We start from the raw sequence: 25,763 nt of genomic DNA on the forward strand, positions 1-25,763 counted from the left end.
CAGAAAATTCCCGACAGCCTGCCAAAATCCCTTATTTTTTACTTGTTCTTTTCTGTTACACTAACCGCAATTCGTTCAAACTCTTTTTGAATCTCCTCTTTATATACATCTACTTTTGAAAAATCCATAGCCGCAATATAAATTCGTTCTAATTTATCACGAACTGATTTCGCTTTCGCTAAGAAAGACATCGCCTCATTCATTTTTGCTTTATATTGAATCGACACGTCGCGAATTTCTGTCGCATACTTCTCATCTGTCCCTGGTGTCACGATTAGGGCATACATATCTATAACTTCATCACCTTCACGGCTTGGAAAATATTCATGTGGTGCGGTACTATCAAAAATTGCAAACCCTAACTCTCTTACGATAACCATATCAAGACTATTTGGATCAAACCCACAATGATATACTTCAACCGCAAAGCCTTTTTCTTCTGCTGCCTTAGCTAATTTTTTGAGCATTGTTGATTTCCCAGAGCCTGGGCGTCCTTTTATAAAATAACGATGTGATAATCCTTCTGTTAAATTAGGAACAAAATCAACTGCTCCTTTTGGTGTAGCTGCTCCTAAAAAACGATGTTTCACAAGCGATTGTTTCCCTCCTTTATCCGTAAAGAGCTTCTGAATCAGCTGATCAGTTAGTTCATTTGCTTTATTAAAATCAATGTTATTAATATATATTTTCTCCCACTCATCATGTATAATTAGCGCCTCGTGAAAGCAAGCGTAAGCAGTTTGAAAAGCTTTGCTTGCCTCTGAAACAAATCGTTCAATTTCCACCTTCTGCTTTCTTAATTTATCTGAGTCCCAAGCAACCCCTAAATTGATATACTCCTCAACAACTCCTGGCATTTTCGGCTCGATAACATGCGGAGATGTTCCATCAACAATTCCTACTTTTAACTTCGGGATAATTACACCATCAACCGATTTATTATCGGAAGAACAATGTAAAAATTCAATATCATATCCTTTTTCAACCCATTCACGACCTATTGCCTTAATTAAAGAAGATTTCCCCGTTCCAGGGCCACCCTTTAAAATAAATAATCTGTCTAACCCTTTTAAATTCTCATCATATAAATTATGAAATCCTCTAGCTGTATTTCCACCAGCATAATAATTCAATACAGTCCCTGTCACTGCACTCACTCCTTCGCAGCATTCTATTTACATAAGCTACAATATGCGAGCATCTTTATTTGGGTGAATACCTATTTTGTATTGCACGAAAAAAGGAAATGAATTACAATTTAAATACAATGAATATTCAGAACTGAAATTAAATATGTCTTTATCAAGAGAGGCAGAGGGACCGGCCCTTTGAAGCCCAGCAACCTCAGTTTATACAAACTGAATAGGTGCTAATTCCTGCAAAATGCATTGCATTTTGAAAGATAAAACGTAACTATTGTGTGCAAAACTCATCTTTCTTGATTACGAAAGGTGAGTTTTTTTATTTCAAAACATATACTGGAGGTATGTAAAGTGAAAGTAATTGACCTATCACAAACATTTGAAAACAATATGTCCCAATTCCCTGGAACACCAAAAATCAATTTAGGGGCCATTACAAGCGTTGAAGAGACAGGCTATCAAGTTACAGATTTTCATTCTGTCGTTCATGTTGGCACGCATTGTGATGCTCCTGCTCATTTCATCTCAGGCGCAACGACTATTGATCAATTACCCCTAGATCAATTTGTAGGCGAGGCGGTTCTTATTGATGTAACTCATGTACAAGAACGAAAAATACCTAAAGAAGTATTGCACAATGCTGACATAAAAGAAGGGGATATTGTTATTTTCCATTCCAATCTATCTACTAAGTGGAATACAGAGGCATATGAGCAAGAAGCTTTTTATCTTTCTGAAGAATTAGCCGAGGAATTAGTTCAATTAAAAATAAAATCGGTCGGCCTAGATTTCATTTCTCCTGATGAGGTAACGACAGAAACATCACCAATTCATCACATACTACTTGGGAATAATATTTATTTAATTGAAAACTTAACAAACTTAGATGCCATTCACACGAAACGTTTCTTTTTCTCAGCGGCACCTTTAAAAATTAAAGATAGCGATGGTGCTTTTGCCAGGGCGTTCGCTGTAATTTTTTAAACAAACTATACAAAAAAAGCAAAGATCATCATTGACCTTTGCTTCTATTTTTTTTATTTAAACTAAGAAAGAATTGCTCAACACGAGGACGTAACCAAGCTAAATAATCTTTCTCTCTTTTCTTTGTACAAGCTATTTCTTCTCCATCTACCATTCCGACAAGTTCTAGCTCTAACAGTTGCCTCGTAAATGCTAACATATTTATTTCTTCGTCTGGATACTCTTCTTTTAATTTCTCCTCAATTTCTCCCAATAAAAAACCGTCACGCATCATTGCCAATGCATCAATCCAAAGTGGCGGCATTTCATATTTTTCTCCTGTAATTGTATCTTTTACAATATAATTCTTTTGCTCTTTTCTAAATTGAATCGTGTGTAAACATACAGTCGAATTTAATGTTAATTCCATCATACCACCTCTTTCATAATATCTGCATAGAAAAAAGGATGCGCGTGCACCCCTTCTTTTCCTAACACTACCGAACCGTTACATGAATAACAAATCTCATGTCGATATTTTCCTCCATTATAAACGAAGTATTTTATAAAAAAAACCCTTCTTTAAACATTTTATAAAATGTTTATATTTACACAACAAGAACACTTTTCTGAAAAATATTTTCTTCTAGTACATTATACCGTCGGTAAAGAAATTTTCACTTTCGTTCCTATTCCCATCTACTTGCAAATGAAATCTCACTCTATATTGCACTGCATAACTTTCCATTAGTTGTACAACATATAAAAGGATTGCTCGTATATTACATCATTCGTAATTTGTTGGCTTTGGTTTCCCTAAAAAATCCGTTAATTTTTTTAAATACTTTTAAAGCTTCTCTTTCCTCATAAATCAAGCTTTTAAATTTGTTCATATAAATACTCCTCATGATCCATACACATGTTATCTTTCTAAATTATAAGTATGAAATTGCTCTCAGGGCAATATACAACCTTATCATACGAAAAGGAAGGAGATCTCTCCTTCCTTTTCGCTATAACTTATATCCATCTTACCCGCTCATGCAGCAGACCATCTGTAAAATTATTATGTCCTATTACAAAATTATTCATATATAAATTTAAATATTCGCCGTACTTACTTTCTGTATTTAATAATAATTCCTCGACATAGTAAGCACCTTGTCCAAAGTGATCTAATAATAAACTGCACAAGCCTGCATAAATCCCGCACCCTACTTGAAAGTAAGTTGCATTCGTTTTATATTTATGAAAAACTTGGCTACTATTCATTACATTGTACATATACGTCTCGCTATTTTCATAAACGAGTAGCACACCAACCAGGTCCTCCCCTGCAATCTCTTCTTCCGCTGGATTAAATACTTTACGATTCCATTTCCATAAATCTTCTACTTGGTCTAAGTTCTGTCTAATTACATTGGTCGTATACTCATTAATTCGGTACAGAAAGCCTACTTCCATATTGAAGTTTTTCCCTAAAATTAAAACTTCCTCATGTGGCATTAAACAACCATGAAACTCTTTCTCTCCTAACTTTACTTTATACTCTGAAGCATATACATCTTCATAAAAGTAAAGGGGACGATGATGACTCATATACATCGGATAACTCCATATCGCTTCATCTAGAAATCGCTCTACTGCCCATGAAGCATAAAGTGTATGAGGCTTTATCAGTGCTTCATCATTCAAAAATGAAGTATCATGTTCTACTATATAGCATGCTTTTGGTTTTTCATTTGGACGTTCCTTCATAAGTTCAACAACCATCCATTGCACAACACCTGGATTCATACCTGAACCTATAATTGCTTTTGTATTTGTAAATTTCTCTTTCTCCTTCTCAAACCTCGTATATCTTTCCGTAAGCTGAAAACCGATTAAACTGTCGTCCTGATCTACTGCTTCATTTTCCAAAGCTGAATTAATATAACAAATTCCAAGTTCATTACAACAGCTTAATACTCTGATCGTATCTGCCCCCGAAACATCAATAACAACACCAGTACTTTTTTCTTTCAAATGTTGTTTAAATTTCACTACATCCTGAAGGTCAATTTCATATAAAAACAATTGATCTTTCAAATTTGGAAACAACTCATCATAATAAGTCCTATTTTTTTGTTTTATATCAACCAAATGAAATGTAACATTCCTTATCGCTTCATAAATCGGATCTTTTTCATTTACTATCGCTTGATTTAAAATTGCTAAAACTGCTTTTGCTGCTCCACCAGCACTACCAAGTAATGTAATCGATAACGAATTCGGAAACTGCTCCACCAACAAAACCCCTTTAATATAGTAGTTAAGCAGTTCTCCCTCAAAAAACAAATTGAATATATGAAAAAATGGCTCGTACATATTTTTTATAATTTCGCACAAGATTAGCTCTTCATAGATAAAGCTAACATATTTCTATTCAATTCATTTTTCCCCTCATATTCAAATCGAGCTAAACAAATAGGCTCGACCTTTTCTTCTACATATAAAAGAAAAAGCCAGCCCTTTCAACGAGTCTACGGACAATGGACAGATTTCACATGTTGAATATTCACATACATTTTTGCATCACGTGCTTTTAATATTTCAATATGCCCCTCATCAATCTTCGCCATTTTTCCGATTTTATTAGATTCCTCACCTAAATCAAACACCATGATTTTGCCAGCCATTTTAATAAGCTGCTCTTCAAATGTTCTAGCTAACGTAATATTTAACGGATTCACGGGGAGTTCATTTTTATTGAGGGCATAAGGGACTTGATTTTCTTTATACGGAATTAACCATTTCAAATGCTTTAAAGATATATATACTGTTTTATAAACTGGACTATAAAAAACAATATAATCGTTCATTATACTTGTAACATAACCATGTATTGGAGCATTTCCTGCTACATAAACTTCTGTAAAAATTCCTTTAGAAGTACTTAATACTTTTCTTAAAGAAATGGTAGGCGACTCCCTCTTAATTACAGAATCAACATCTGGTTTTATTATTTCTTCATCATGTGGTCTTAAAAATTTATAATATTGTACATGATATAAAGATATATATACGTAGTCTTGTCCATTGTAAAGAACAACAATATCATTTCCCACATCTATTAATACACCTTTAAATCTTTTTTCACCGATTAATTTAACATATATATTTTCTCCAATACTTTTGTTTAACTCATTCATCTATATCCTCCTTCCTATAAATTTTTTGCTTTCCTATTTTTCATTTCAAAAAATAATCAGGGGCAATGTTCCGTCTGAATAGTAAGGACTTCCTTTTCGTACTATCCGAAATAAGAAATCGTTCTTCACCTTCAACCATAATGCCCCTCTTATTTATCAAACATTATTCTTCTTCATTCTTTTTACATTTAACTATTTGGCTCACACTCTTAATATGAGACTTAATTACATAAATAACTTCATCACAGTTTACTAGTGTAATACATTTAGCATGTACTTCGCTTAATAAACCTTCCACACATTCTGGACCGCCACGATTAATTTTTACCCACTTATACTTCAAGTCTTTTAATATATCTAAAAAAGTATCCTCATCAGAGCAGAAACATGAACTATAGCAATCGCCACATTTACTTTCTTTCACTTTCTTAACTAGACTCTTCACATGTTTCAACTGATAATACACTAATTCACCATGAGGTAATTGTAACGTTAGATAATCTTTTCCTAACGATACGAGCTCACCCACTCGACTTTCTGGTCCACGAAGGTTTACCTTTACAGTCTCACCAACTAAACATTTAATTTGGTCACAGCATAATACGTTCTCCAATTTTGTATCCCCCTTTCTTATTATCTTCCTCTACTTGATTGTCTTTGTGCACGAGCGCGACCTGAATTATTGCTACTTTCCTTACTATCGTCGCTCTCATCGCTCTCTCCGCATGCTAATGCATTATAGTTAACGCTTTTAATATGCTTTATTGCAACTAATATAATTTCTTCTTTTACGATCAATGTCACGAAATCACAAGAAACATCTTGTAAGATGCCTTCTACTTTCTCTGGACCACCGCGATTAATTTTCACCCAGCAATATTTGAAGCTTTGAAGTAGTGCTTCAAAGTCTTCTGCACATGCGCAATCTTCCCAATCGCAATCACTTGATCCACAGTCTTTCGCATTTTTTGTAATACTTTTTAGATGATTAAGTTGATAGTAATACAGTTCACCTTTTTCATTCTGCAATACGAAGTAGTCCGAACATACTGATATTATTGTTCCTTTTTGAGATTCTGGACCACCCCTGTTTACTCTCACAAAAGATCCAATTAAGTCTTTCAAAAAATCCCAATGAAATAAACTCACGAGAAAACCCCTTCCATTAATTTATAAGCTTTTGCACTGATAGTATATGTATCTGTACAGGTTACGTTCTCTATGTTTGTCCTAGCTAGAAAAAAATATGCTTTTAACATGGTAGACTACTACCTATCAATATTCGAAGAAATGCTAAAAGCTCCTTAGGCTTTTGATATCTTTAAACAAAAAAAATCCCGTATGGATATACATTTCTGCATATCTTCATACGGGATTTCCCATCGTTTAATCTTCGTCTTTAACATCCATATCTTCTGGAATTGGTTCGTTCAATATTTCTTCCACTAAATGCTTATATTTCTCCATTTGTTCTAAATGTGTATTGAATTGTTCTTTATTTAATAAATATTGCTCTCCATCAAACAGTGCACGAATTTTCTTTTGTTGAATTAGCTCTTCAATATACGACTTTGGTAAATTCAAATACTCCGCAGCTTCTTCTACTGTTATATACAACGCGTTCATTCCTTTATTGTTTTTTCCTATATACTGTATCTTACTTTATTTTTGTAAACAAATAAAAAAGATTTTGTAAATGCAATTTAAAAAGAAGGTGGATGCATTCCATATATTGTATAATAATATAGTAAGGATTTTTTAAATATAGAATGGTATTACCCATTTACACAAAGGAGAGTTAACATATGGCTACTCGTCACATCATTACAATGTTAGAAAAAACATTACAGGTTGAAACAGAAAACACAATTTCTCATTTAGCTACATCTTTATCTGATCGTATTCTTTCTCAAAGCTCAGTAATACATGAAAACAATTGTTACCATACAATTGGGGAATGGTACAAAAATCATTTTTTATTCCAACAAGATGATTTCCTTTGGGCTAAATACGCTTTCTATGACGCATATTGTGAAGCTATAAAGGCAGAAGGACATCTTACAAAACGCGTCCGTCAAATATTAGAATCATTAGCTCGAATGCATGGAAAACAGTACATTACTTCTATATTAAATATGCCATTTCCTAACGAACGAGCTAAAGGGACAGCATAATATAATACTGTTCTGCTTCAGCAAAACATAGATTCATTGTTTTCTAGGAAGATTTACAAATAAAACGTTCATATCATATGGACTGATGAAACCGGTGTCATTATAATGATTGAAAATATAGTAAACAGGAAAACCCCCATTTACTTATCACTCGAATAGAGAAGTAAATGGGGGTATACTTGTTTTTTATTATTTCATCATCTGCTTAATCAATTCACGATTTCTCTTCTTAAATACTTCATTATGCGAAGAAACCATTCCATACTCGCTTGCATCTGGTTGAATAAATTGTTTCGCTTTATTTACAGCATTTCCAGCATCTTGGAACGCTCCCGCAATTAAGTGTAATTTCCCTTCATGTTTTAAAATATCTCCCGCAGCATATAATCCATCTACTGAAGACTCGCTATTTGCATTCCCTGCAATATAATAATTATCTATAATTGCAACGTCTAACTCACTATTTTCTAATAATGTAATGTCACGCTCATATCCATGGTTAATAATCACTTCTTCAATAGGCAAATGGGCAACTTCACCTGTCTCGTGATTTGTTAATTCTACATATTCAATTGCTTCATGATTATCACCAGCAATTAATTTTGTAATAGAGGTATTAAAGAAACACTCCGCTGAGCTGTTCATAAGTTGCTTCACTTGTGCTTCATGACCAGATAATTCTTCTTTTCTATATGTTAAATAAACTTTTTTCGCAATTGGTTCTAACTCATTTGCCCAATCAATTGCCGAGTTACCTCCGCCTGAAATAATGACCGTTTTATCTTTGAAACGTTTTAACGATTTAACTGTATAATTTAAGTTTGATACTTCAAATCGCTCCGCACCTTCAATTGATAACTTTTGTGGATTTAATATACCACTTCCAGTTGCAACGATCACTGTTTTTGAAAAGTGTTCTTCTCCATTGCTTGTTTTTAACGTAAAAATCCCATCTTTATTACGAATAATGGATTCTATTTTTGTATTCAATACCACTTCTGGCTGAAATGTTAACCCTTGTTGTACCAGTTGCTCAATTAATTTTTCACCAGTAACCGGTAATAACCCGCCAATATCCCAAATCATTTTCTCCGGATAAACATGTATTTTTCCACCTAACTGTGGTTGAAATTCTATTATTTTCGTTTTCATCTCTCTGAGTCCACTATAAAAAGCTGAATAAAGCCCTGCAGGTCCCCCGCCTATCACGGTTACATCAAACAATTCTTCTCTATCCATTCACCTTCACTCCTCAGCTACTAATCATTGATTATCATTCTCAATAAAATATAACCTGTTTCCGCAAATTTTACAATCAAAATTACTATTGACAATACACCTATATAAAATTATATTATTTAAAGAATCAATAGTGATAATCATTATCATTTTGTTAATAATTAGCAAATTTGAGATTACATCTTCTTTCATTAATATGGTTAATACTATATTGTAAAATCTCGTATTCAAGATTATTAATGCATATTTTGTATTACCACTACTCTTTCAAAAGATTACAGTTAAACAAATTATTGTATACACATATCATCTATGTTAAAGGAGAAAGACGATGAAAAAGTTATTTATTTCACTAACAGTTCTTTTCGTTCTTGTTATGAGCGCTTGTAGCAATGGCTCTACAGACAAAAAGAACGATGCAAAAGGTAGTAAATCAGAAACAATTACATACCAATCTGAAAATGGTAAAGTAGAAGTTCCTGCAAATCCAAAACGCGTTGTTGTTTTATCATCATTCGCTGGTAACGTAATGTCATTAGGAGTAAATCTTGTTGGGGTAGATTCATGGTCTAAACAAAACCCACGTTTTGATAGCAAACTGAAAGATGTTGCTGAAGTATCAGATGAAAACGTTGAAAAAATCGCTGAACTAAATCCAGATTTAATCATTGGTTTATCAAATATTAAAAATGTTGATAAGTTAAAGAAAATCGCTCCTACTGTAACATACACTTACGGAAAAGTTGATTACTTAACACAGCATTTAGAAATCGGTAAGTTATTAAACAAAGAAAAAGAAGCAAAAACTTGGGTTGATGACTTCAAGAAACGTGCACAAGACGCTGGTAAAGAAATTAAAGCAAAAATCGGTGAAGATGCAACAGTTTCTGTTGTAGAAAACTTCAACAAACAGCTTTATGTATACGGCGAAAACTGGGGCCGTGGAACAGAAATTCTGTACCAAGAAATGAAATTAAAAATGCCTGAAAAAGTAAAAGAAAAAGCATTAAAAGAAGGTTACTACGCATTATCTACTGAGGTATTACCTGAGTTTGCTGGTGATTACTTAATCGTAAGTAAAAACAAAGATACTGATAACTCATTCCAAGAGACAGAATCATATAAAAACATCCCAGCAGTAAAAAATAATCGCGTATACGAAGCAAACATGATGGAATTCTATTTCAATGATCCACTTACATTAGACTTCCAACTAGACTTCTTCAAGAAGAGCTTTCTTGGTAAATAATACAAACATGAGGAATTCTTAAATTAAGAATTCCTCTTCCTTTATTCTATGAACAGAAAAGATGTGAAACGAATGACAAAAGATCACGACAATCCACGTTCTATAGCTTTTACATACAAACTCATTTTGAGCATAATTGCATTCTTTCTTATTTTTATGGTGGCAATGGTATTAGGGGCTGCCGATACTTCAATAAAAGATGTATGGTTAGCGCTCACTTCTTCTGCTAAAGGGGACAAAATATCTATTATTCGAGAAATCCGTTTACCACGTGAAGTAGCTGCAATTTTTGTAGGAGCTGGACTTGCTGTTTCTGGAGCAATTATGCAAGGGTTAACACGAAATCCACTTGCAGATCCTGGACTATTAGGATTATCTGGTGGAGCAAATGCTGCGCTTGCACTGACACTTGCTTTCAATCCTTCCATCAGCTATCTTTACTTAACATTTGCTTGCTTTATCGGTGCTGCAATTGGCGCAATTATGGTATTTGGAATTGGTATGGTGAAAAAAGGCGGGCTGTCCCCTCTTCGAATTGTATTAGCTGGTGCTGCCGTTTCAGCATTTCTACTCGCAATTTCAGAAGGAGTCGGCATTTACTTCAAAATTTCACAAGAGGTATCACTTTGGACTGCTGGGGGCGTAATTGGAACAACTTGGGGCCAATTGAAAATTATTATTCCAGTCATTTCAATTAGTATCTTCATCGCTATCTTACTAGCAAAAAAATTGACAGTTCTTAGTTTCAGTGAAGAAGTGGCTATTGGACTAGGCCAAAAAATTATTGTTATTAAAACCATTCTATTTATCATTATTATATTACTTGCTGGTGCGTCTGTAGCTCTTGTCGGAAATATGGCATTTATCGGCTTAATGGTACCTCATATGGTACGTCCAATTGTTGGGCCGGACTACCGTTTTGTTATACCGATGTCAGCAATTGCTGGAGCTTCCTTTATGCTACTTGCAGATACAGTCGGACGTACTATTAACGCTCCGTACGAAACACCAGTTGCCGCTATTGTCGCAATTGTAGGGCTGCCATTCTTCCTATTCGTTGTACGTAAAGGAGGAAAAACATTCTCATGATGCAATCTATTCTAAGAAAACAACGTCTTATTATACTCGCTTTACTTATACTAACCATCACAACCATTGTAGTTGGAATGGGACTCGGTTCAGCATCTTTATCTTATGATCGACTACTCCCAACATTAATGGGACAAGGGACTTTTAAAGAGGAGTTTGTTTTATACTCTTTACGACTACCTAGAATTGTTATTACATTATTAGCTGGTATGGCCCTCGCTTTATCAGGTGCTATCCTACAAGGAATTACCCGAAATGATTTAGCGGAACCTGGTATTCTCGGTATCAACTCTGGAGCCGGTGTTGCTGTTGCTATTTTCTTTTTATACTTTCCAATAGATGTAGGTTCATTTCTTTACTTACTACCAGTCGTTGGATTTATCGGGGCTTTTCTTACAGCTGTTCTAATTTACGTATTTTCTTATAGTAAATCAACTGGACTTCAGCCAATCCGACTCACATTAACTGGTATTGGTTTTTCATTTGCACTATCTGGAATGATGATTGTCCTTATTTCATCCGCTGATCGTATGAAAGTGGACTTTATCGCCAAATGGATTGCCGGAAATATTTGGGGAGATGACTGGGTCTTCGTTTTAGCAATGCTCCCATGGTTAATCGTATTAATTCCGTTCGTTTTCTATAAAGCAAATCGATTAAACATTCTAGCATTAAACGAACCAGTCGCAATCGGTGTTGGAATTGAAATTGAAAAAGAACGCAGATACTTATTAGTCGCAGCCGTTGCGCTTGCAGCTGCAGCTGTTTCCGTAACAGGAGGAATTAGTTTTGTTGGACTAATGGCTCCTCATATTGCAAAATCTTTAGTAGGTCCAAGACATCAAATTTTCATGCCTATCGCTCTTTTAATCGGCGGATGGCTATTGTTATTAGCAGACACAATCGGACGTAATATCGTCGATCCTAACGGTATTCCAGCTGGTATTGTCGTTGCTTTAATTGGTGCTCCTTACTTTATGTATTTGTTGCTTAAAAAGGCGTAAGAAACACCCTCAAGATTTTTTCTTGAGGGTGTTTTTATTTCATTCTATTGCTGCCCATACCCTTCAAACTTCTTCGCCAAATTCGCCATCTCATCTTCTGGCAATAGCTTCGGCTCTCCGACGCTTTTCGTTTGATAATAAATTTGCGCACAAAACTCAATTTCTTCTGCAACAGTAAACGCCATTTTTATGTTATTTGCACCTGCAATTAAACCGTGGTTCTCAAGTAAAACGGCACGACGATCAATCATGCCCTCAAAAGCAGCATCTGCTAATTGCTTCGTACCGAATGTTTCATACGGTGCACAGCGTACATTCGGGCCTGCGAAAGCAATTAAATACGATACTGCAGGAAGTTCCCATCCTAATGATGCAATCGTCTTTGCGTAAGGAGAATGTGTATGCACAAGCGCATTTATATCTTCACGCTTTCTATAATAAATAAGGTGCATATCGAGCTCACTTGATGGTTTTCTCTCTCCCTCTACTACTTCACCATCTAAGTTTAATATAACTACATCCTCAGGTTTTGTTTCATAGTACTCTAAACCACTTGGGCTAATGGCAACAAGACCTTGCTCGCGATTGAAAATACTAATATTTCCGCCTGTCCCCTTTGTTAAACCGCTAGAAATCATTTTCTTTCCATACGCTACAATTTCTTCTCTTTCTTTTTGTAATAACATATACATCCCCCTAAGTATGAAGCTTATGATGACTGACCTTTTAAATCTATCTACTTATTGAAATAGCTTTTTTAAGTTCTCCGTAAACGGTGCTTTTACAATCCCTTTTTCCGTAATAATCGCTGTTACATTTTCATGTGGCGTGACATCAAATGCCGGATTATATACTTTACTTTCTTTCGGAGCAGAATATTGTCCGAAGCGATTAATCACTTCAGAAGCATCTCTTTCCTCGATCGGAATCTCTTTTCCTGTCGGTGTTTTTAAGTCGATTGTCGGTGTTGGTGCCGCTACATAAAACGGAATGTTGTAGTATTTCGCTAAAATAGATACGCCTAATGTCCCAATTTTATTTGCTACATCACCATTAGCTGCCACACGGTCGCATCCAACAATCACCGCATCAATCTTTCCTTGTGACATGACCATAGCTGCCATATTATCCGTAATAACAGTAACATCAATCCCCGCTCGCTGTAGTTCTAATGCTGTTAACGTTGAACCTTGTAATCTAGGACGTGTTTCATCTGAATAGATTTTTAAGTCCCATCCTTTTTCTTTCGCTAAGTACATTGGAGCTGTCGCAGTACCATACTTAGTCGTCGCTAATGCACCTGCATTACAATGTGTTAATACTCCCATTCCATCATGGAATAATGTTAGTGCATGTTCTCCAATTTGACGGTTAATTTCTTCATCTTCTCTATGAATCTCTTTTGCCTCTTCTAGTAATCTATCTTTCAACTGGGCGATTGATAAGTGTGCGTTCTCTGTCGCGACTGCCTCCATTCTTTCAAGTGCCCAGAATAAATTTACTGCTGTCGGTCTTGATGTTGCTAAGTATGCACATACCTTTTTTACTTCCTCTATCAATTCTTCCACCGTACTTTGAGTAACTTCCTTAGCTCCTAAATACACACCATAAGCTGCTGAAACACCAATCGCTGGCGCTCCTCTTACTTTCATTACTTGGATGGCATCCCACACACTTTCAGCTGTCTTGAAAGATTCATAGACAATCTCATTCGGTAGTAATGTTTGATCCAATAAAACTAAAGCATCATCTTTCCACTGAATTGGTATTAATTGTTCTTCCATCATCTTCTCCCCTTACTTCGCATAGTGCATGGACTGTTCTTTTAACGTTTCTACAAAGCTTGTACCTGTTTTATATTGATTCGCCTGTAAAATAAACTTCTTCGCTACTTGAAGACAAATGCGTTCTGCTCTAGCACGTGCTTCTTCGTTCTTGATACAAGTAATATCCTTTACTTTCGCTAGCCCAACAATACGACGAATTAACTCAAGGCCCGTCACTGCAGCCGTATCCTCTAATACAGATTGTAAATATACTTCGTTAAAGCCTTCTTCCTTCGCCATAATCTCTGTCACATGCATATTCCAAGCGTCTAAAAACTTCTTCTTAAATAAATCAATTACCTCTACCATTGTTGATTGTAGCCAATCTATATACGTATCTTTCTCAGCCCCGGGCGGCATGGACGCATCTACATTTACCCAAGCAAACATTAAGTTCGCCATTACATTCCCAACGTCATATCCCATCGGTCCATAAAAAGCAAACTCAGGATCAATAACCTTTGTAGAATCATCTCTTACAAAAACAGAACCAGTATGTAAATCACCGTGAATAAGTGCCTGTGCATTCGTCATAAAAGAAAACTTAAGTTTTGCTACTTCCATACGAAGCTCTTTATCACTATAAATATGCTCTCTAATCCATCCTTCATTTAACGGAAATAACTCATTACGCTTATTATGATTTGTAAATGGCTCAGCGTAGACGAGGTCTTCTGTAATTTCACATAACTCAGGATTTATATAATTTTTCACAAGTTCCTTCTTCTCTTTATGATTCATTACAACATCTGATGTTAATAGAAGAGTATTTACCATAAAAGTAGTTAAATCATCCGCAAGATTTGGAAACATTTGATGATTTATAAGTGCTGTACGCAATATAGTGTGATCGGATAAATCTTCCATTACGCAACAATTCATCACACTATCAAACAAATACACCTCTGGGACAAGCCCAGGTGCTAACTCTTCCTCTAACTGCAAAACATCTGATTCTATACGAATACGATTCGTCGACAACTTAAACTCATCTGAAATGCGTGCTGTATGCCCAGCTTGCTTTACAATGACAGAAATATTCTTTTGTTCATCCCAAACGCGGAATACATAATTTAAATTACCATCGCCTATTTCTTTACACTGCAACCCCTTTGCATCCTCAAACCTAGATAATTTCTCTTTCACATACACAATCACATCGCTAGCTTCCATTAAAAAATACTTCGTGAACTTAGACATGGTTTCCCCTCCACACTAATTGTAAGCGTTTTCTAAAAGCTATAAAAATAATAGGGTAAAATTTTTTCATCCTATATTATATCTTCTTCTTTTTGAAAGGTATATCTAGGTTTTATTATATCTTGTTAACATTTTGAGTCAATGTTTCTATATCATTGCAATATGCTTCCTAATTATATGTTTGAGATGACATAAATTGTTCAAAAAGATTCTAATTCATTTTATTTTATTTATCACACAATTCTTTGTAAAATAGAAATAAGCAATCCCTTTTCAAATCCACAACTTCTAAGAAATATTCCCTTCCTAACAATTTATACTTACACCATGTCTCTAACATACGCACTACTCTTTTACATACTCGTTGAAAATCGATTACATGAAAACTACCTTTTCATTCTCTAACAACCTTAATTGAGAATAAATATTAATTAAATTGATATAAAGTTAGTTTATTCTCTTGACAAAATAACCACTTCTATATGATAATTAATATCGAATTAGAATTATTATAGTTAATTAAAAAATATATTTTATGAGCACACTATTTTTTGATGCTCAAAACCAACATTTAGGAGGAATTTTAATATGTTATTAATCGGCACAGAAGTAAAACCGTTTAAAGCTAATGCTTACCATAATGGAGAATTTATCCAAGTTACTGACGAAAGTTTAAAAGGAAAATGGAGTGTAGTTTGCTTCTACCCAGCTGACTTCACATTCGTTTGCCCAACTGAACTTGAAGACTTACAAAACCAATACGCAGCTCTTAAAGACTTAGGCGTTGAAGTATACTCTGTATCTACAGACACTCACTTCACTCACAAAGCATGGCATGATAGCTCAGAAACTATCGGCAAAATCGAATACATTATGATTGGTGACCCAACTCGCACAATCACTACAAACTTCAACGTTTTAATGGAAGAAGAAGGTCTTGCTGCTCGTGGTACATTCATCATCGATCCAGACGGCGTTATCCAATCTATGGAAATAAATGCTGACGGTATCGGCCGTGACGCAAGCATTCTTGTTAACAAAATTAAAGCAGCTCAATACGTACGTAACAACCCAGGTGAAGTTTGCCCAGCTAAATGGCAAGAGGGTTCTGCAACACTTAAACCAAGCCTTGACCTTGTAGGCAAAATCTAAGGAGTTCGATCAAAATGATACTAGATGCAGATATAAAAACACAACTATCCCAATACCTTCAGTTAATGGAGAACGATATTTTACTTAAAGTAAGCGCTGGAGACGACGACGTATCTAAAGATATGTTAGCTCTAGTAGACGAATTAGCTACTATGTCATCTAAGATTACAGTAGAAAAAGTTGAATTAGAGAGAACACCAAGCTTTAGCGTAAATCGCCCTGGTGAAGACACTGGTGTCGTATTCGCTGGTATTCCATTAGGACACGAATTTACTTCATTAGTGTTAGCTTTACTACAAGTAAGTGGACGCGCTCCAAAAGTTGAACAAAAATTAATCGATCAAATTAAAAACATTCAAGGCGAATATCATTTTGAATCTTATATCAGCCTAAGTTGTCATAACTGTCCTGATGTTGTACAAGCTCTTAACGTAATGAGCGTTCTAAACTCTGGTATTACACATACTATGATTGATGGCGCTGCATTCAAAGAGGAAGTAGAAAGCAAAGACATCATGGCAGTACCAACAGTTTTCCTAAACGGCGAATCTTTCGGAAGCGGTCGTATGACACTTGAAGAAATTTTAGCTAAAATGGGTAACGGTCCAGATGCATCAGAGCTTTCTGATAAAGATCCATACGATGTTCTTGTTGTTGGTGGCGGCCCTGCTGGTGCAAGTGCGGCAATTTATGCAGCACGTAAAGGCATCCGTACTGGTATCGTTGCTGAGCGCTTCGGTGGTCAAGTAATGGATACTATGGGTATTGAGAACTTCATCAGCGTAAAACGCACTGAAGGTCCTAAGCTAGTAGCAAGCCTTGAAGAGCACGTAAAAGAATACGACATCGATGTAATGAATCTACAACGTGCAAAACGTTTAGAGAAAAAAGAACTTATTGAAGTGGAACTTGAAAACGGCGCTATTCTGAAAAGTAAGAGCGTAATCGTTTCAACAGGTGCTCGCTGGCGTAACGTTGGCGTACCAGGTGAAGCTGAGTTCAAAAATAAAGGTGTAGCATACTGCCCACACTGTGACGGTCCATTATTCATTGGAAAAGACGTAGCAGTTATCGGCGGAGGTAACTCTGGTATTGAAGCAGCTATCGACTTAGCAGGTATTGTTAAGCACGTAACTGTTCTTGAATTCATGCCAGAATTAAAAGCTGATGCTGTATTACAAGAGCGTCTTAACAGCTTACCAAACGTAACTGTTCTGAAAAACGTTCAAACGAAAGAAATCACTGGTACTGATAAAGTAAACGGTATTTCTTACATCGATCGTGAAACTGAAGAAGTTCATCACGTTGAATTACAAGGTGTATTCGTACAAATCGGTCTTGTGCCAAACACAGACTGGTTAGGCGAAACAGTTGAACGCGCTCGCGGTGAAATCGTAACAGACAAGCACGGCGCTACAAACGTACCAGGAGTGTTTGCTGCAGGTGACTGTACAAATAATCCGTACAAACAAATCATCATCTCTATGGGTTCAGGTGCAAACGCAGCTTTAGGTGCATTTGATTACTTAATCCGTAACTAATTATATAGACGTGAGTAAAAAAAAGCAGGTGCCTTGGCACCTGCTTTTTTTATAATCTTAATGTATAAACTAAAAACCTCTCATTCGCATTCTTCTCATAAGCCCCAGGTAACCTTACTTCCCTCTTTAGCTCAAACGCAGTCTGATTCTCCAAGAAGAAAATATAATCTTCAGAAGGATAGTATAAAATAATATCCACTTCTCTCTCCATCTCTTCTACCGAAAGTAAAATATTATTTACTACGTTCATAAATACTTGTACAGAAAATGGATTGAAGAAATAAAACCGATTATCACGTGGATCAATCTCATATTCCTGCGCTAAACAACATTCAAACCCAATCTTATCTTTACTGTTTCTTACCTTTCGTGCATAGCGCTCTAGATTATCCATTGCTTCTTTATAAAACTCTTCATTCATTTCAATTCCAACCGCTGAAGCGCCACACTTATGGTGCATGTAAAAGTTTAATCGTCCTTTTCCGCATCCAAAGTCTACAACTCGGTCGCTACTTCTTATTTCATATTGATTTAATAGTTCATCTAATCCGCTATATGGCGTTGGTTCATAACGATGATAGTGCATAGACTTGTTAAAGCCCTTTTGCTCACCGACAGTTTTTATATTTAAAACTGCATCATAATATTGTTCGTTCATTGATTTTCTCCTATTAAGAAATGGTACTTATTATTATACACCATGTACTGGAGACTCATTTTTCATTGGATTAACTGATACGTGAAATTATATCGACGATTTTCTGAATATATCTATCGTAACTTCAAATATATCAACGATTTTTTCAATATATCGACGTTTCGACAAGGAATATCGACTTACCGACAATTCACGACAAAAAAACAGGAGCTCTCTAGCCCCTGTCCTCTAATACTTTCAATACAGTTTGTTTCAATATTTCTACCCCATCCATAATACAACTATGATCGAACTTCATATACGGATGGTGTAATCCAGGTTGTAGGTTAGCCCCTAGTCCAAGCATGACAGCTTTTAAATGTGGTCTCTTCACTGTGTAGTAATGGAAATCATCGCTTCCTGTCGTATACAGTGGTCCAGTGCATCCCTCTTCTCCGTACACTTCAAGAATGCCTTTTCGCATAAAGCGCTCAGCTTCTTCTGACACTTCAGCTCCTGGCGCGAGATCGATCCACTCATACGATACTTTAGATCCCATTGATTCAGCCGACAGAATTACTCGCTCTATTTTTTGCTTCAATTCATTTAGTAATATGTTATTTTCTGCTCTGACATCTAAGCTAAAATGGCCGTTCCCCGGAATAATATTTAAATTATCTCCACCAGCTTGGCACCTTGTCATCTTCACTGAATAGGAACTTTGCGGTGGTAGCCATATATTTTTCAAACCGATATTGATCATAGAAATGACATCAATTGCATTTATCCCTTGATGTGGGCGTGCCCCGTGTGCATCATCTCCATGAATCGTTCCTTCTAAAAATCCTGCTGCTCCGTGACGAATAGACGGGGCAGCTTGTTTCAAAGGTAGTTCTTCAATCGGTCTTAAATGAACACCAAATAAGAAGTCAGCATCATCCACAGCCCCCTTCTCTACCATCTTTAAAGAACCATTTCCTTTTTCCTCTGCCGGCTGAAAAATAAATCTAACTGTTCCACTATTCCATCTCATATTTTTCAATTGTAAAATAAGCCCCATCACAATTGTCATATGAGCATCGTGACCACATGAATGATTCGCTTTAAATTCTCCGTCCACTTCTTGCCAAAGTGCATCCATATCGGCACGAATCGCAATAACTGGATTCCCGCTTCCGATTTCAGCAATCACGCCTGGGCAATCATCAAATATTTTATATGAAATTCCTTCTTCTTTTAAAAAGTTAGTAATATACGCTGTCGTTTCATACTCCTTCCAACTCACTTCAGGGTTTTCATGTAAATACTGAAAAATTTCAGTTAAACGCTCTTGTAGTTCTAATGTTTTCAAAGCTACATTCTCCTTCCCAAATTCCAAAACCATTCAGGTTAATTATACTTATGAAAAACAGATGTTTTTATGAACATATTGAATTTTAAGAAAAAAGTCAATTGTTTATTTTTAAATACGATCGACAACTTATTTCCACTCACTCTATAACGATAGAAGATTCCTTATTTTCTGTTTTTTTATTGACGCTCATATCAGTTTTTAGTTATTATAATTTAATAACGTCTATTTTGCGACAATTCTAAAAATACAAACATACATAATGAGGAGGCAGTTTATGAAAAAAGAAATACCTTTTGGCGTAGCAATGATCCCTGTTATCGTTACAGTTGCAGTTATGATGGTTACAATTGTTGTATTAAAACAAAGCCCTCACGTCCCACTTATTATCGGTACTACCGTTGCTTCTATCGTAGCTTGGCGTTACGGTTACAAATGGCACGATATCGAAGAAGCAATGTATAAAGGAATTCGCCTCGCATTACCCGCTATCGTTATCATTATTCTAGTAGGTTTAACGATTGGTGCTTGGATTGGCGGCGGAATCGTCGCAACAATGATTTATTACGGTTTAAATCTTTTAACTCCATCGCTATTTTTAGTTTCAATTACAATTATTTGTTCTATTGTTGCATTAGCTATCGGTAGCTCTTGGTCTACAATGGGAACAATTGGTGTTGCAGGAATGGGAATTGGCCTAAGTATGGGAATCCCAGCTCCAATGGTTGCCGGTGCTATCATTTCCGGTTCTTATTTCGGCGATAAAATGTCACCGCTTTCAGACACAACAAACTTAGCTGCAGGATTAACAAATACAGATCTATTCACACATATTCGTCATATGTTATTTACTACAATTCCAGGTTTACTTATTACTCTTATCGTTTATGCGTTCTTAGGAAGAAGCTTCGGCGCTAACAATATTGATGCAAAAGGTATCGATCAAACGTTACAAGTATTGCAACAAAACTTTGTTATCTCACCTTTCCTATTAATCATACCTGTAGTCGTTATGGTATTGGTCGCTAAAAAGGTTCCTGCGATCCCAGCTATTCTGGTAGGTATTATTTTAGGATTTTTATCACAAGTCTTTATTCAAGGCGGTTCTGTCTCCGCATCTGTTGGTGCACTCCAAAATGGATTTGTCATAGACACTGGCAACAAGTTAGTAGACGAACTCTTTAACCGTGGTGGCTTAGATTCGATGATGAATACAGTTTCTATGACAATTGTCGCTATGACTTTCGGAGGGGTACTAGAACATACTGGCATTCTTCGCTCAATTGTAAATCAAATTTTAAAATTAGCGACATCAGCAAAAGGGCTTATCGCTTCTACTATCGCATCTTGCTTTGCAACTAACCTTACTTGCTCTGAACAATATATTTCAATTGTTGTTCCTTCAAGAATGTACGCAAATGCATACACAGAAAAAGGACTACATTCTAAAAATTTATCCAGAGCATTAGAAGATGGCGGAACATTAACTTCTGTCTTCGTACCATGGAATACATGTGGTGTATTTATACTCGCAACACTTGGAGTTGGCGCATTCGAATATGCTCCTTATGCTATATTGAATTTCATCGTACCTATTATTTCAATCCTTTACGGCATAACTGGTCTCACAATTACGAAACTATCAGACATTGAAAAAGCAGAACTACTAAAAAAACAACAAGCTCAATTAGAAGCTTAAAGATAACGGTAAATTCAGTTCATATATTGCGCGAGGGCGCCCTTGTTGATAGGGCATTTCCTCCCCGCAAATATGAGCATATCCATAATCAACTAGTTTCTTTAATAACCTTTCTGTTGATCGGCGAGTCACTTGTAAGTATTCAGAAAGATCTGCTGCTGTAAACTTCAATGACGAATGTGATTGACTAAATTGAATAATTTTTGATAAGTTTGCTGGACTAAGTTTCGTTTCCTTCGCTATTTTCATGAGTTCCGGATTTTCATTCTTCAAACTTTGTACTCTCTGTTCTTTCGGGAACGGACCAAATAGTTCTTTATCACTTGTTAGTATATAAAAGCAGTGGTCTATTGGATTATTCTTCGCGAAACTTTGAGCGATTTTAGCATTTTGCTCCGCTTCTTTCACAGTTTTCCCGTAACCAAATCCAATAGCTATCGTTCCTTCTATACTCGCAAATAAAGTATTTATCATATTTGTTTTTATAATCGATTCAATATCACCACGAGTCGTATACAAAATGAACGTCATTTCATCAACTTTTTTAAATGAACCATGTAGTGCTTTTGAAATGGCATCTAATTGCTCAAGCAAATCTTCTCGTAATTCTAAAGAAGAAATCATACAAGCACCGACAGTAGCTGAATGGCTTTTTGCTAACTCAGCTTTTATTTTTGCATCTTTTAACCCATGTATAATGGATTGCTTCGGATCTATCATACGCTCTGAAGGAATACCTATTTTTTGTAGTTCATCATAGACAGCGTGAATACTAGTTAAAGCTAAATGAGCTTCTCCTGATTGATATTTAGCTATATGAAAATCCGTAACTCTATTTATTTCATCTTTACTCCACAGCATATTTTCATAATCAAACACTTGTGGACTTTCTTTTATACCGATATCATGGAACACATTTGTAATGAATGAGCTGTCTACTAAATCAATTGAAATTTTATGTGGTTGAATTCCTTGGTGATACATGACAGAAAGAATGGAAGATACGACAGTGGTCTCGTCTTGCTGTAAATACGTACTTGGAATTCGTAATTGTTCTCTTATTTCTTTTGCCATATAATAAGGTAAAGCACCTGAGAAAAAGATGAAGTCACAAGGCTTTAAACGCGTTAATAGTTCAGAAGATTCTGCCGGATGAAGGTAAATATATGGATCAATCTCTATTTCTTCTAGTTTATGAGCAATAGGTAAAAGTGTCTCCATAAACTCTTTTGAACCGACGACTGCAATTTTTATCATCATTTTTCTAACTCCTTATCATTAATTAACGACTATTTAACGTCAACTATATCAAATGTACAAAACTATTGTAAACAGGAAGGGGTCTCTACCTAATGAAAATTACAGCTATTCATCTTTATGCAATTCGTTTACCGCTTCGCGATCCGTTTGTTATTAGTTATGGTTCTTATTCTGATATGCCTTCTATTATCGTCAAAATGGAAACAGATGAAGGTATTATCGGTTACGGTGAAGGTGTTGCTGATGATCACGTTACAGGCGAATCATGGGAAAGTACTTTCCATACTTTAAAACATACACTTGCTCCTGCGCTCATCGGGCAAAATCCAATGAATATCGAGAAAATACACGATATGATGGACAATACAATTTACGGTGTGCCTACTGCGAAGGCTGCGATTGATATTGCTTGTTTTGATATAATGGGCAAAAAACTAAATCAACCTGTATATCAATTAATTGGCGGGCGCTACCATGAAGACTTCCCTGTCACTCACGTCTTAAGTATCGCCAAACCTGAAGACATGGCTGAAGAAGCTGCTTCCATGATTCAAAAAGGTTATCAATCTTTCAAAATGAAAGTCGGTACGAATGTAAACGAAGATGTAAAAAGAATTGAAGCGGTACGTGAACGTGTAGGAAATGATATCGCAATTCGTGTTGATGTAAACCAAGGGTGGAAAAATAGCGCCAACACATTAACAGCACTTCGTTCATTAGTTCATTTAAACATCGATTGGATTGAACAGCCTGTTGTCGCAGACGATATTGACGCAATGGCTCACATTCGTTCGAAAACAGACCTTCCGCTTATGATTGATGAAGGATTAAAAGGTTCTCGTGAAATGCGCCAAATCATTAAATTAGACGCGGCTGATAAAGTAAATATCAAACTAATGAAGTGCGGCGGCATATATCCCGCTGTAAAACTCGCTCACCAAGCAGAAATGGCCGGCATTGAATGCCAAGTTGGATCCATGGTCGAATCATCCGTTGCCTCTTCCGCAGGATTCCATGTCGCTTTCTCGAAAAAAATCATTACGAGCGTTGAACTTACAGGTCCATTAAAGTTCACGAAAGACATCGGAAACTTGCATTACGACGTACCATTTATTCGCTTAAACGAAAAGCCAGGACTCGGCATTGAAATAAATGAAGATACATTACAAGAACTAACCGTCTTTCAAGACGTTGTACGCTAAAGGAGGACTAAACACATGACAGTTCTATACAAAGGATCATTAAAACAAAATAACGAGCCATTTCACGTTACATTACTATCACTAGAGCACATCGATCAAATCTTATCACTACAAAACGTTGTAGTTGAAGCGCTAGAGGATAAAAGTCGCCTACAACCACTCTCGTTAGAAGAATTTCAATACATTCTAGAAGGAAACGGCATGATGATCGGTGCTTTTATCGAAAACGAACTCATCGCATTTCGTGCCCTACTCGTCCCTCCTATTGACGATGAACATTTAGGACTTGATATTGGTATAGCAGAAAGCGAACTACACCGCGTCATCTATCAAGAAATCTCAAATGTTCACCCAAACAACCGAGGAAATGGGATGCAAAAAATATTAGCTACAGTTATTATGGACGAATTACAAAAAGAAGATAGCAAATACGACTATGTTTGTTGCACCGTTGCCCCTTTTAACATTCCGAGTTTGAAGGATAAGTTTGCGCAAGGAATGGAGATTGCTGCATTGAAGGAGAAATATGGTGGTAGTATGCGGTATGTTTTTGTGAAGGAATTGCGTGGGGACAAGGAGAGAGATTGGACAGAGATTGAGAACGTTCTGATGAGCGATGCTGGTGGACAGCAGGCGTTGCTTTCAGAGGGGTATCATGGGTATGGATTGGAGAAAATAGACGAAGATTTTGTTGTGAAATTTGGACGATAATTGCTAAGTAAGAAAAAGGAGATGTCTGCTGTGACATCTCCTTTTTCTTCATTGAACATATCGATTGCAACTCCAAATATATCAGCGATTTTTGAAATATATCGGCGCAACTCCAAATATATCAGCGATTTTTGAAATATATCGACTTACCGACACACATTGCCAATAATCGCAACCTATATAAAGCGCATTACTAAACCGTCATCTTCCAACTAGATAATGCTAACCAATTCTCCATTTCCTTATAATCAGGCATTATTTTCCCGACAAGACGCCAAAAAGATCGATCATGATTTAAATGGACCATATGGCACATTTCATGAACAACTACGTAATCAATTACTCGCTGTGGTGCCATCGCTAGTTTCCAATTGAATGTTAGCTGTAAATTTGAATCGCAAGTACCCCACGTGCGACTACTATCTGTAATACGAATAGAACGTGGTTTTGTTTTGAAGTTACTTTGATGCACTTTAATACTCTTCTCTACCAATGACTTACACTGCTTATAGTAAAATCGTTTTAAAGCCTGCTGGATTTTCTCATCCTTAAGCTCTTCCACATAAATATGTAGCTTATCTCCTTCAAACACTGCACTGTCTTGCGTAATACTTGCATCTTGAGAAATCTGTATCGGATACGTATTTCCTAAATATAGAAAGCCCTCTCCTTGATCATAATCCTTTTCCTGCGGTCCAAGCGCTCGCTCTTGCATTTCCTTACGTGTTTTCTGAATCCAATCCCATTTCTCCTCTAGCAACTGGACTAAGTATTCAACAGGTGTTCCCTTTGGAGCCTGCACTTCCACATTTCCGTACGAATCTACAAAAAGACGCACCGACTTTTTCTTTTTATAAGTTATATGAAAATGAATTGTCTCACCTAAATATGTATGTACCATTTCATCACCTAGTGTATTATTTTACAAGTCAACTACCCCCACTAAGATAAAACATTTCAGTGGGGGCTTGAGTTAGAACACTAGGTCTTTTCGTCTATCGCTAGACAGTTGACGCTCTAGCATTCATGCCACCTTATGGTAACACCCCAAGTATGTTTTTGGTTGGTACTGGCAACGAACTATCGTTTTCCCACTTGCACCACCCTTTCGAAAAAGAGCAGTTCTTCCTTAT

At 36.1% G+C, this 25,763-nt stretch carries 25 protein-coding genes, 1 pseudogene and 1 riboswitch; of the genes and pseudogenes, 10 read left to right on the plus strand and 16 right to left on the minus strand.

From position 1 onward, the window contains the following. Positions 1-38 precede the first annotated feature (38 nt). Entirely contained in the window at positions 39-1,148 is a 1,110-nt protein-coding gene (locus FOT98_RS18055; protein WP_063262201.1) for a PRK06851 family protein, read from the minus strand. A gap of 148 nt (positions 1,149-1,296) precedes the next feature. Beyond that, positions 1,297-1,409: riboswitch (SAM riboswitch) on the plus strand. Between the two features lie 84 nt (positions 1,410-1,493). Here FOT98_RS18055 and FOT98_RS18060 point away from each other — a divergent pair. Further along, entirely contained in the window at positions 1,494-2,126 is a 633-nt protein-coding gene (locus FOT98_RS18060) for a cyclase family protein (RefSeq protein WP_061678052.1), read from the plus strand. Between the two features lie 28 nt (positions 2,127-2,154). On the opposite strand, the gene FOT98_RS18065 is transcribed toward FOT98_RS18060, so the two are convergent. The 7 genes and pseudogenes from FOT98_RS18065 to FOT98_RS18095 all read right to left on the minus strand — a co-directional run bounded on the left by FOT98_RS18065 (position 2,155) and on the right by FOT98_RS18095 (position 6,922). Then, positions 2,155-2,535, minus strand: a complete 381-nt coding sequence (locus FOT98_RS18065; RefSeq protein ID WP_061678053.1) for a hypothetical protein — start codon at positions 2,533-2,535, stop codon at positions 2,155-2,157. 261 nt (positions 2,536-2,796) lie between these two features. Beyond that, positions 2,797-2,925 (minus strand): annotated as a pseudogene (locus FOT98_RS32425) (ATP-binding protein); the annotation flags it as partial. 200 nt (positions 2,926-3,125) lie between these two features. After that, positions 3,126-4,391, minus strand: coding sequence for an S-adenosylmethionine decarboxylase related protein (locus FOT98_RS18075; RefSeq protein WP_063262203.1), 1,266 nt, complete (start codon positions 4,389-4,391; stop codon positions 3,126-3,128). A gap of 236 nt (positions 4,392-4,627) precedes the next feature. Further along, positions 4,628-5,296 (minus strand): LSm family protein, encoded by a 669-nt coding sequence (locus tag FOT98_RS18080; RefSeq protein ID WP_063262204.1) that lies wholly within the window; start codon positions 5,294-5,296, stop codon positions 4,628-4,630. 163 nt (positions 5,297-5,459) lie between these two features. Continuing rightward, a complete protein-coding gene (locus tag FOT98_RS18085; protein ID WP_063262205.1) occupies positions 5,460-5,909 on the minus strand; it encodes a PI-PLC domain-containing protein in 450 nt (149 codons plus the stop codon). 20 nt (positions 5,910-5,929) lie between these two features. Beyond that, positions 5,930-6,445: a hypothetical protein gene (locus FOT98_RS18090; protein WP_063262206.1), complete on the minus strand. Its 516-nt coding sequence runs from the start codon at positions 6,443-6,445 to the stop codon at positions 5,930-5,932. A gap of 237 nt (positions 6,446-6,682) precedes the next feature. Continuing rightward, a complete protein-coding gene (locus tag FOT98_RS18095) occupies positions 6,683-6,922 on the minus strand; it encodes a helix-turn-helix domain-containing protein (RefSeq protein WP_080467727.1) in 240 nt (79 codons plus the stop codon). Between the two features lie 179 nt (positions 6,923-7,101). Between FOT98_RS18095 and FOT98_RS18100 the strand changes: the two genes are divergently transcribed. Then, positions 7,102-7,470, plus strand: a complete 369-nt coding sequence (locus tag FOT98_RS18100) for a hypothetical protein (RefSeq protein WP_063262207.1) — start codon at positions 7,102-7,104, stop codon at positions 7,468-7,470. Positions 7,471-7,659: 189 nt separating this feature from the next. On the opposite strand, the gene FOT98_RS18105 is transcribed toward FOT98_RS18100, so the two are convergent. Beyond that, a complete protein-coding gene (locus tag FOT98_RS18105; RefSeq protein ID WP_063262208.1) occupies positions 7,660-8,709 on the minus strand; it encodes an NAD(P)/FAD-dependent oxidoreductase in 1,050 nt (349 codons plus the stop codon). A 331-nt stretch (positions 8,710-9,040) separates the two neighbouring features. On the opposite strand from FOT98_RS18105, the gene FOT98_RS18115 reads away from it, so the two are divergent. From FOT98_RS18115 to FOT98_RS18125, 3 genes are read left to right on the plus strand one after another with little or no spacing between them, the layout of a single operon-like run. Continuing rightward, positions 9,041-9,958, plus strand: coding sequence for an iron-hydroxamate ABC transporter substrate-binding protein (locus tag FOT98_RS18115; RefSeq protein ID WP_000732577.1), 918 nt, complete (start codon positions 9,041-9,043; stop codon positions 9,956-9,958). 48 nt (positions 9,959-10,006) lie between these two features. Beyond that, positions 10,007-11,047 carry a FecCD family ABC transporter permease gene (locus FOT98_RS18120; RefSeq protein WP_061678061.1) on the plus strand — a complete coding sequence of 347 codons (1,041 nt, stop codon included), beginning with the start codon at positions 10,007-10,009 and terminating at the stop codon, positions 11,045-11,047. Further along, positions 11,044-12,051 carry a FecCD family ABC transporter permease gene (locus tag FOT98_RS18125; protein ID WP_000983744.1) on the plus strand — a complete coding sequence of 336 codons (1,008 nt, stop codon included), beginning with the start codon at positions 11,044-11,046 and terminating at the stop codon, positions 12,049-12,051. The genes FOT98_RS18120 and FOT98_RS18125 overlap by 4 nt, the downstream gene beginning before the upstream one ends. Positions 12,052-12,095: 44 nt before the next feature. Here the strand turns inward: FOT98_RS18125 and FOT98_RS18130 are convergent, their stop codons facing one another. The 3 genes from FOT98_RS18130 to mtnK are packed head-to-tail and all read right to left on the minus strand — an operon-like array spanning position 12,096 to position 15,077. After that, the gene (locus FOT98_RS18130) at positions 12,096-12,737 is read right to left on the minus strand and encodes an L-fuculose-phosphate aldolase (protein WP_000926556.1); all 642 of its coding nucleotides are present in this window, start codon (positions 12,735-12,737) and stop codon (positions 12,096-12,098) included. Positions 12,738-12,791: 54 nt separating this feature from the next. Then, positions 12,792-13,835, minus strand: a complete 1,044-nt coding sequence (gene mtnA, locus FOT98_RS18135; protein ID WP_063262209.1) for an S-methyl-5-thioribose-1-phosphate isomerase — start codon at positions 13,833-13,835, stop codon at positions 12,792-12,794. Positions 13,836-13,847: 12 nt separating this feature from the next. Then, entirely contained in the window at positions 13,848-15,077 is a 1,230-nt protein-coding gene (mtnK, locus tag FOT98_RS18140) for an S-methyl-5-thioribose kinase (protein WP_063262210.1), read from the minus strand. 588 nt (positions 15,078-15,665) lie between these two features. On the opposite strand from mtnK, the gene ahpC reads away from it, so the two are divergent. Both ahpC and ahpF read left to right on the plus strand, forming a co-directional pair. Then, positions 15,666-16,229, plus strand: coding sequence for an alkyl hydroperoxide reductase subunit C (gene ahpC, locus FOT98_RS18145; protein WP_000924417.1), 564 nt, complete (start codon positions 15,666-15,668; stop codon positions 16,227-16,229). Positions 16,230-16,243: 14 nt separating this feature from the next. Next, positions 16,244-17,770: an alkyl hydroperoxide reductase subunit F gene (gene ahpF / locus FOT98_RS18150; protein WP_000599491.1), complete on the plus strand. Its 1,527-nt coding sequence runs from the start codon at positions 16,244-16,246 to the stop codon at positions 17,768-17,770. Between the two features lie 49 nt (positions 17,771-17,819). On the opposite strand, the gene FOT98_RS18155 is transcribed toward ahpF, so the two are convergent. Continuing rightward, positions 17,820-18,428 carry an SAM-dependent methyltransferase gene (locus FOT98_RS18155; RefSeq protein WP_063262211.1) on the minus strand — a complete coding sequence of 203 codons (609 nt, stop codon included), beginning with the start codon at positions 18,426-18,428 and terminating at the stop codon, positions 17,820-17,822. Positions 18,429-18,642: 214 nt separating this feature from the next. Further along, positions 18,643-19,758 carry a M20 peptidase aminoacylase family protein gene (locus FOT98_RS18160; protein ID WP_063262212.1) on the minus strand — a complete coding sequence of 372 codons (1,116 nt, stop codon included), beginning with the start codon at positions 19,756-19,758 and terminating at the stop codon, positions 18,643-18,645. A 277-nt stretch (positions 19,759-20,035) separates the two neighbouring features. Between FOT98_RS18160 and nhaC the strand changes: the two genes are divergently transcribed. Next, a complete protein-coding gene (gene nhaC, locus FOT98_RS18165; RefSeq protein ID WP_063262213.1) occupies positions 20,036-21,457 on the plus strand; it encodes a Na+/H+ antiporter NhaC in 1,422 nt (473 codons plus the stop codon). Here nhaC and FOT98_RS18170 read toward each other — a convergent pair. Continuing rightward, positions 21,446-22,717: a hypothetical protein gene (locus FOT98_RS18170; protein ID WP_063262214.1), complete on the minus strand. Its 1,272-nt coding sequence runs from the start codon at positions 22,715-22,717 to the stop codon at positions 21,446-21,448. The genes nhaC and FOT98_RS18170 overlap by 12 nt on opposite strands. Positions 22,718-22,809: 92 nt before the next feature. Between FOT98_RS18170 and FOT98_RS18175 the strand changes: the two genes are divergently transcribed. Both FOT98_RS18175 and FOT98_RS18180 read left to right on the plus strand, forming a co-directional pair. Then, positions 22,810-23,919 (plus strand): mandelate racemase/muconate lactonizing enzyme family protein, encoded by a 1,110-nt coding sequence (locus FOT98_RS18175; RefSeq protein ID WP_061678072.1) that lies wholly within the window; start codon positions 22,810-22,812, stop codon positions 23,917-23,919. A gap of 15 nt (positions 23,920-23,934) precedes the next feature. After that, positions 23,935-24,630 (plus strand): hypothetical protein, encoded by a 696-nt coding sequence (locus FOT98_RS18180; protein ID WP_063262215.1) that lies wholly within the window; start codon positions 23,935-23,937, stop codon positions 24,628-24,630. Positions 24,631-24,823: 193 nt separating this feature from the next. Here the strand turns inward: FOT98_RS18180 and FOT98_RS18185 are convergent, their stop codons facing one another. After that, entirely contained in the window at positions 24,824-25,531 is a 708-nt protein-coding gene (locus FOT98_RS18185) for a M48 family metallopeptidase (protein WP_063262216.1), read from the minus strand. Between the last annotated feature and the right edge of the window lie 232 nt (positions 25,532-25,763).

Source organism: Bacillus sp. HY001, assembly GCF_007558965.1.
Lineage (GTDB): Bacteria > Bacillota > Bacilli > Bacillales > Bacillaceae_G > Bacillus_A > Bacillus_A mobilis.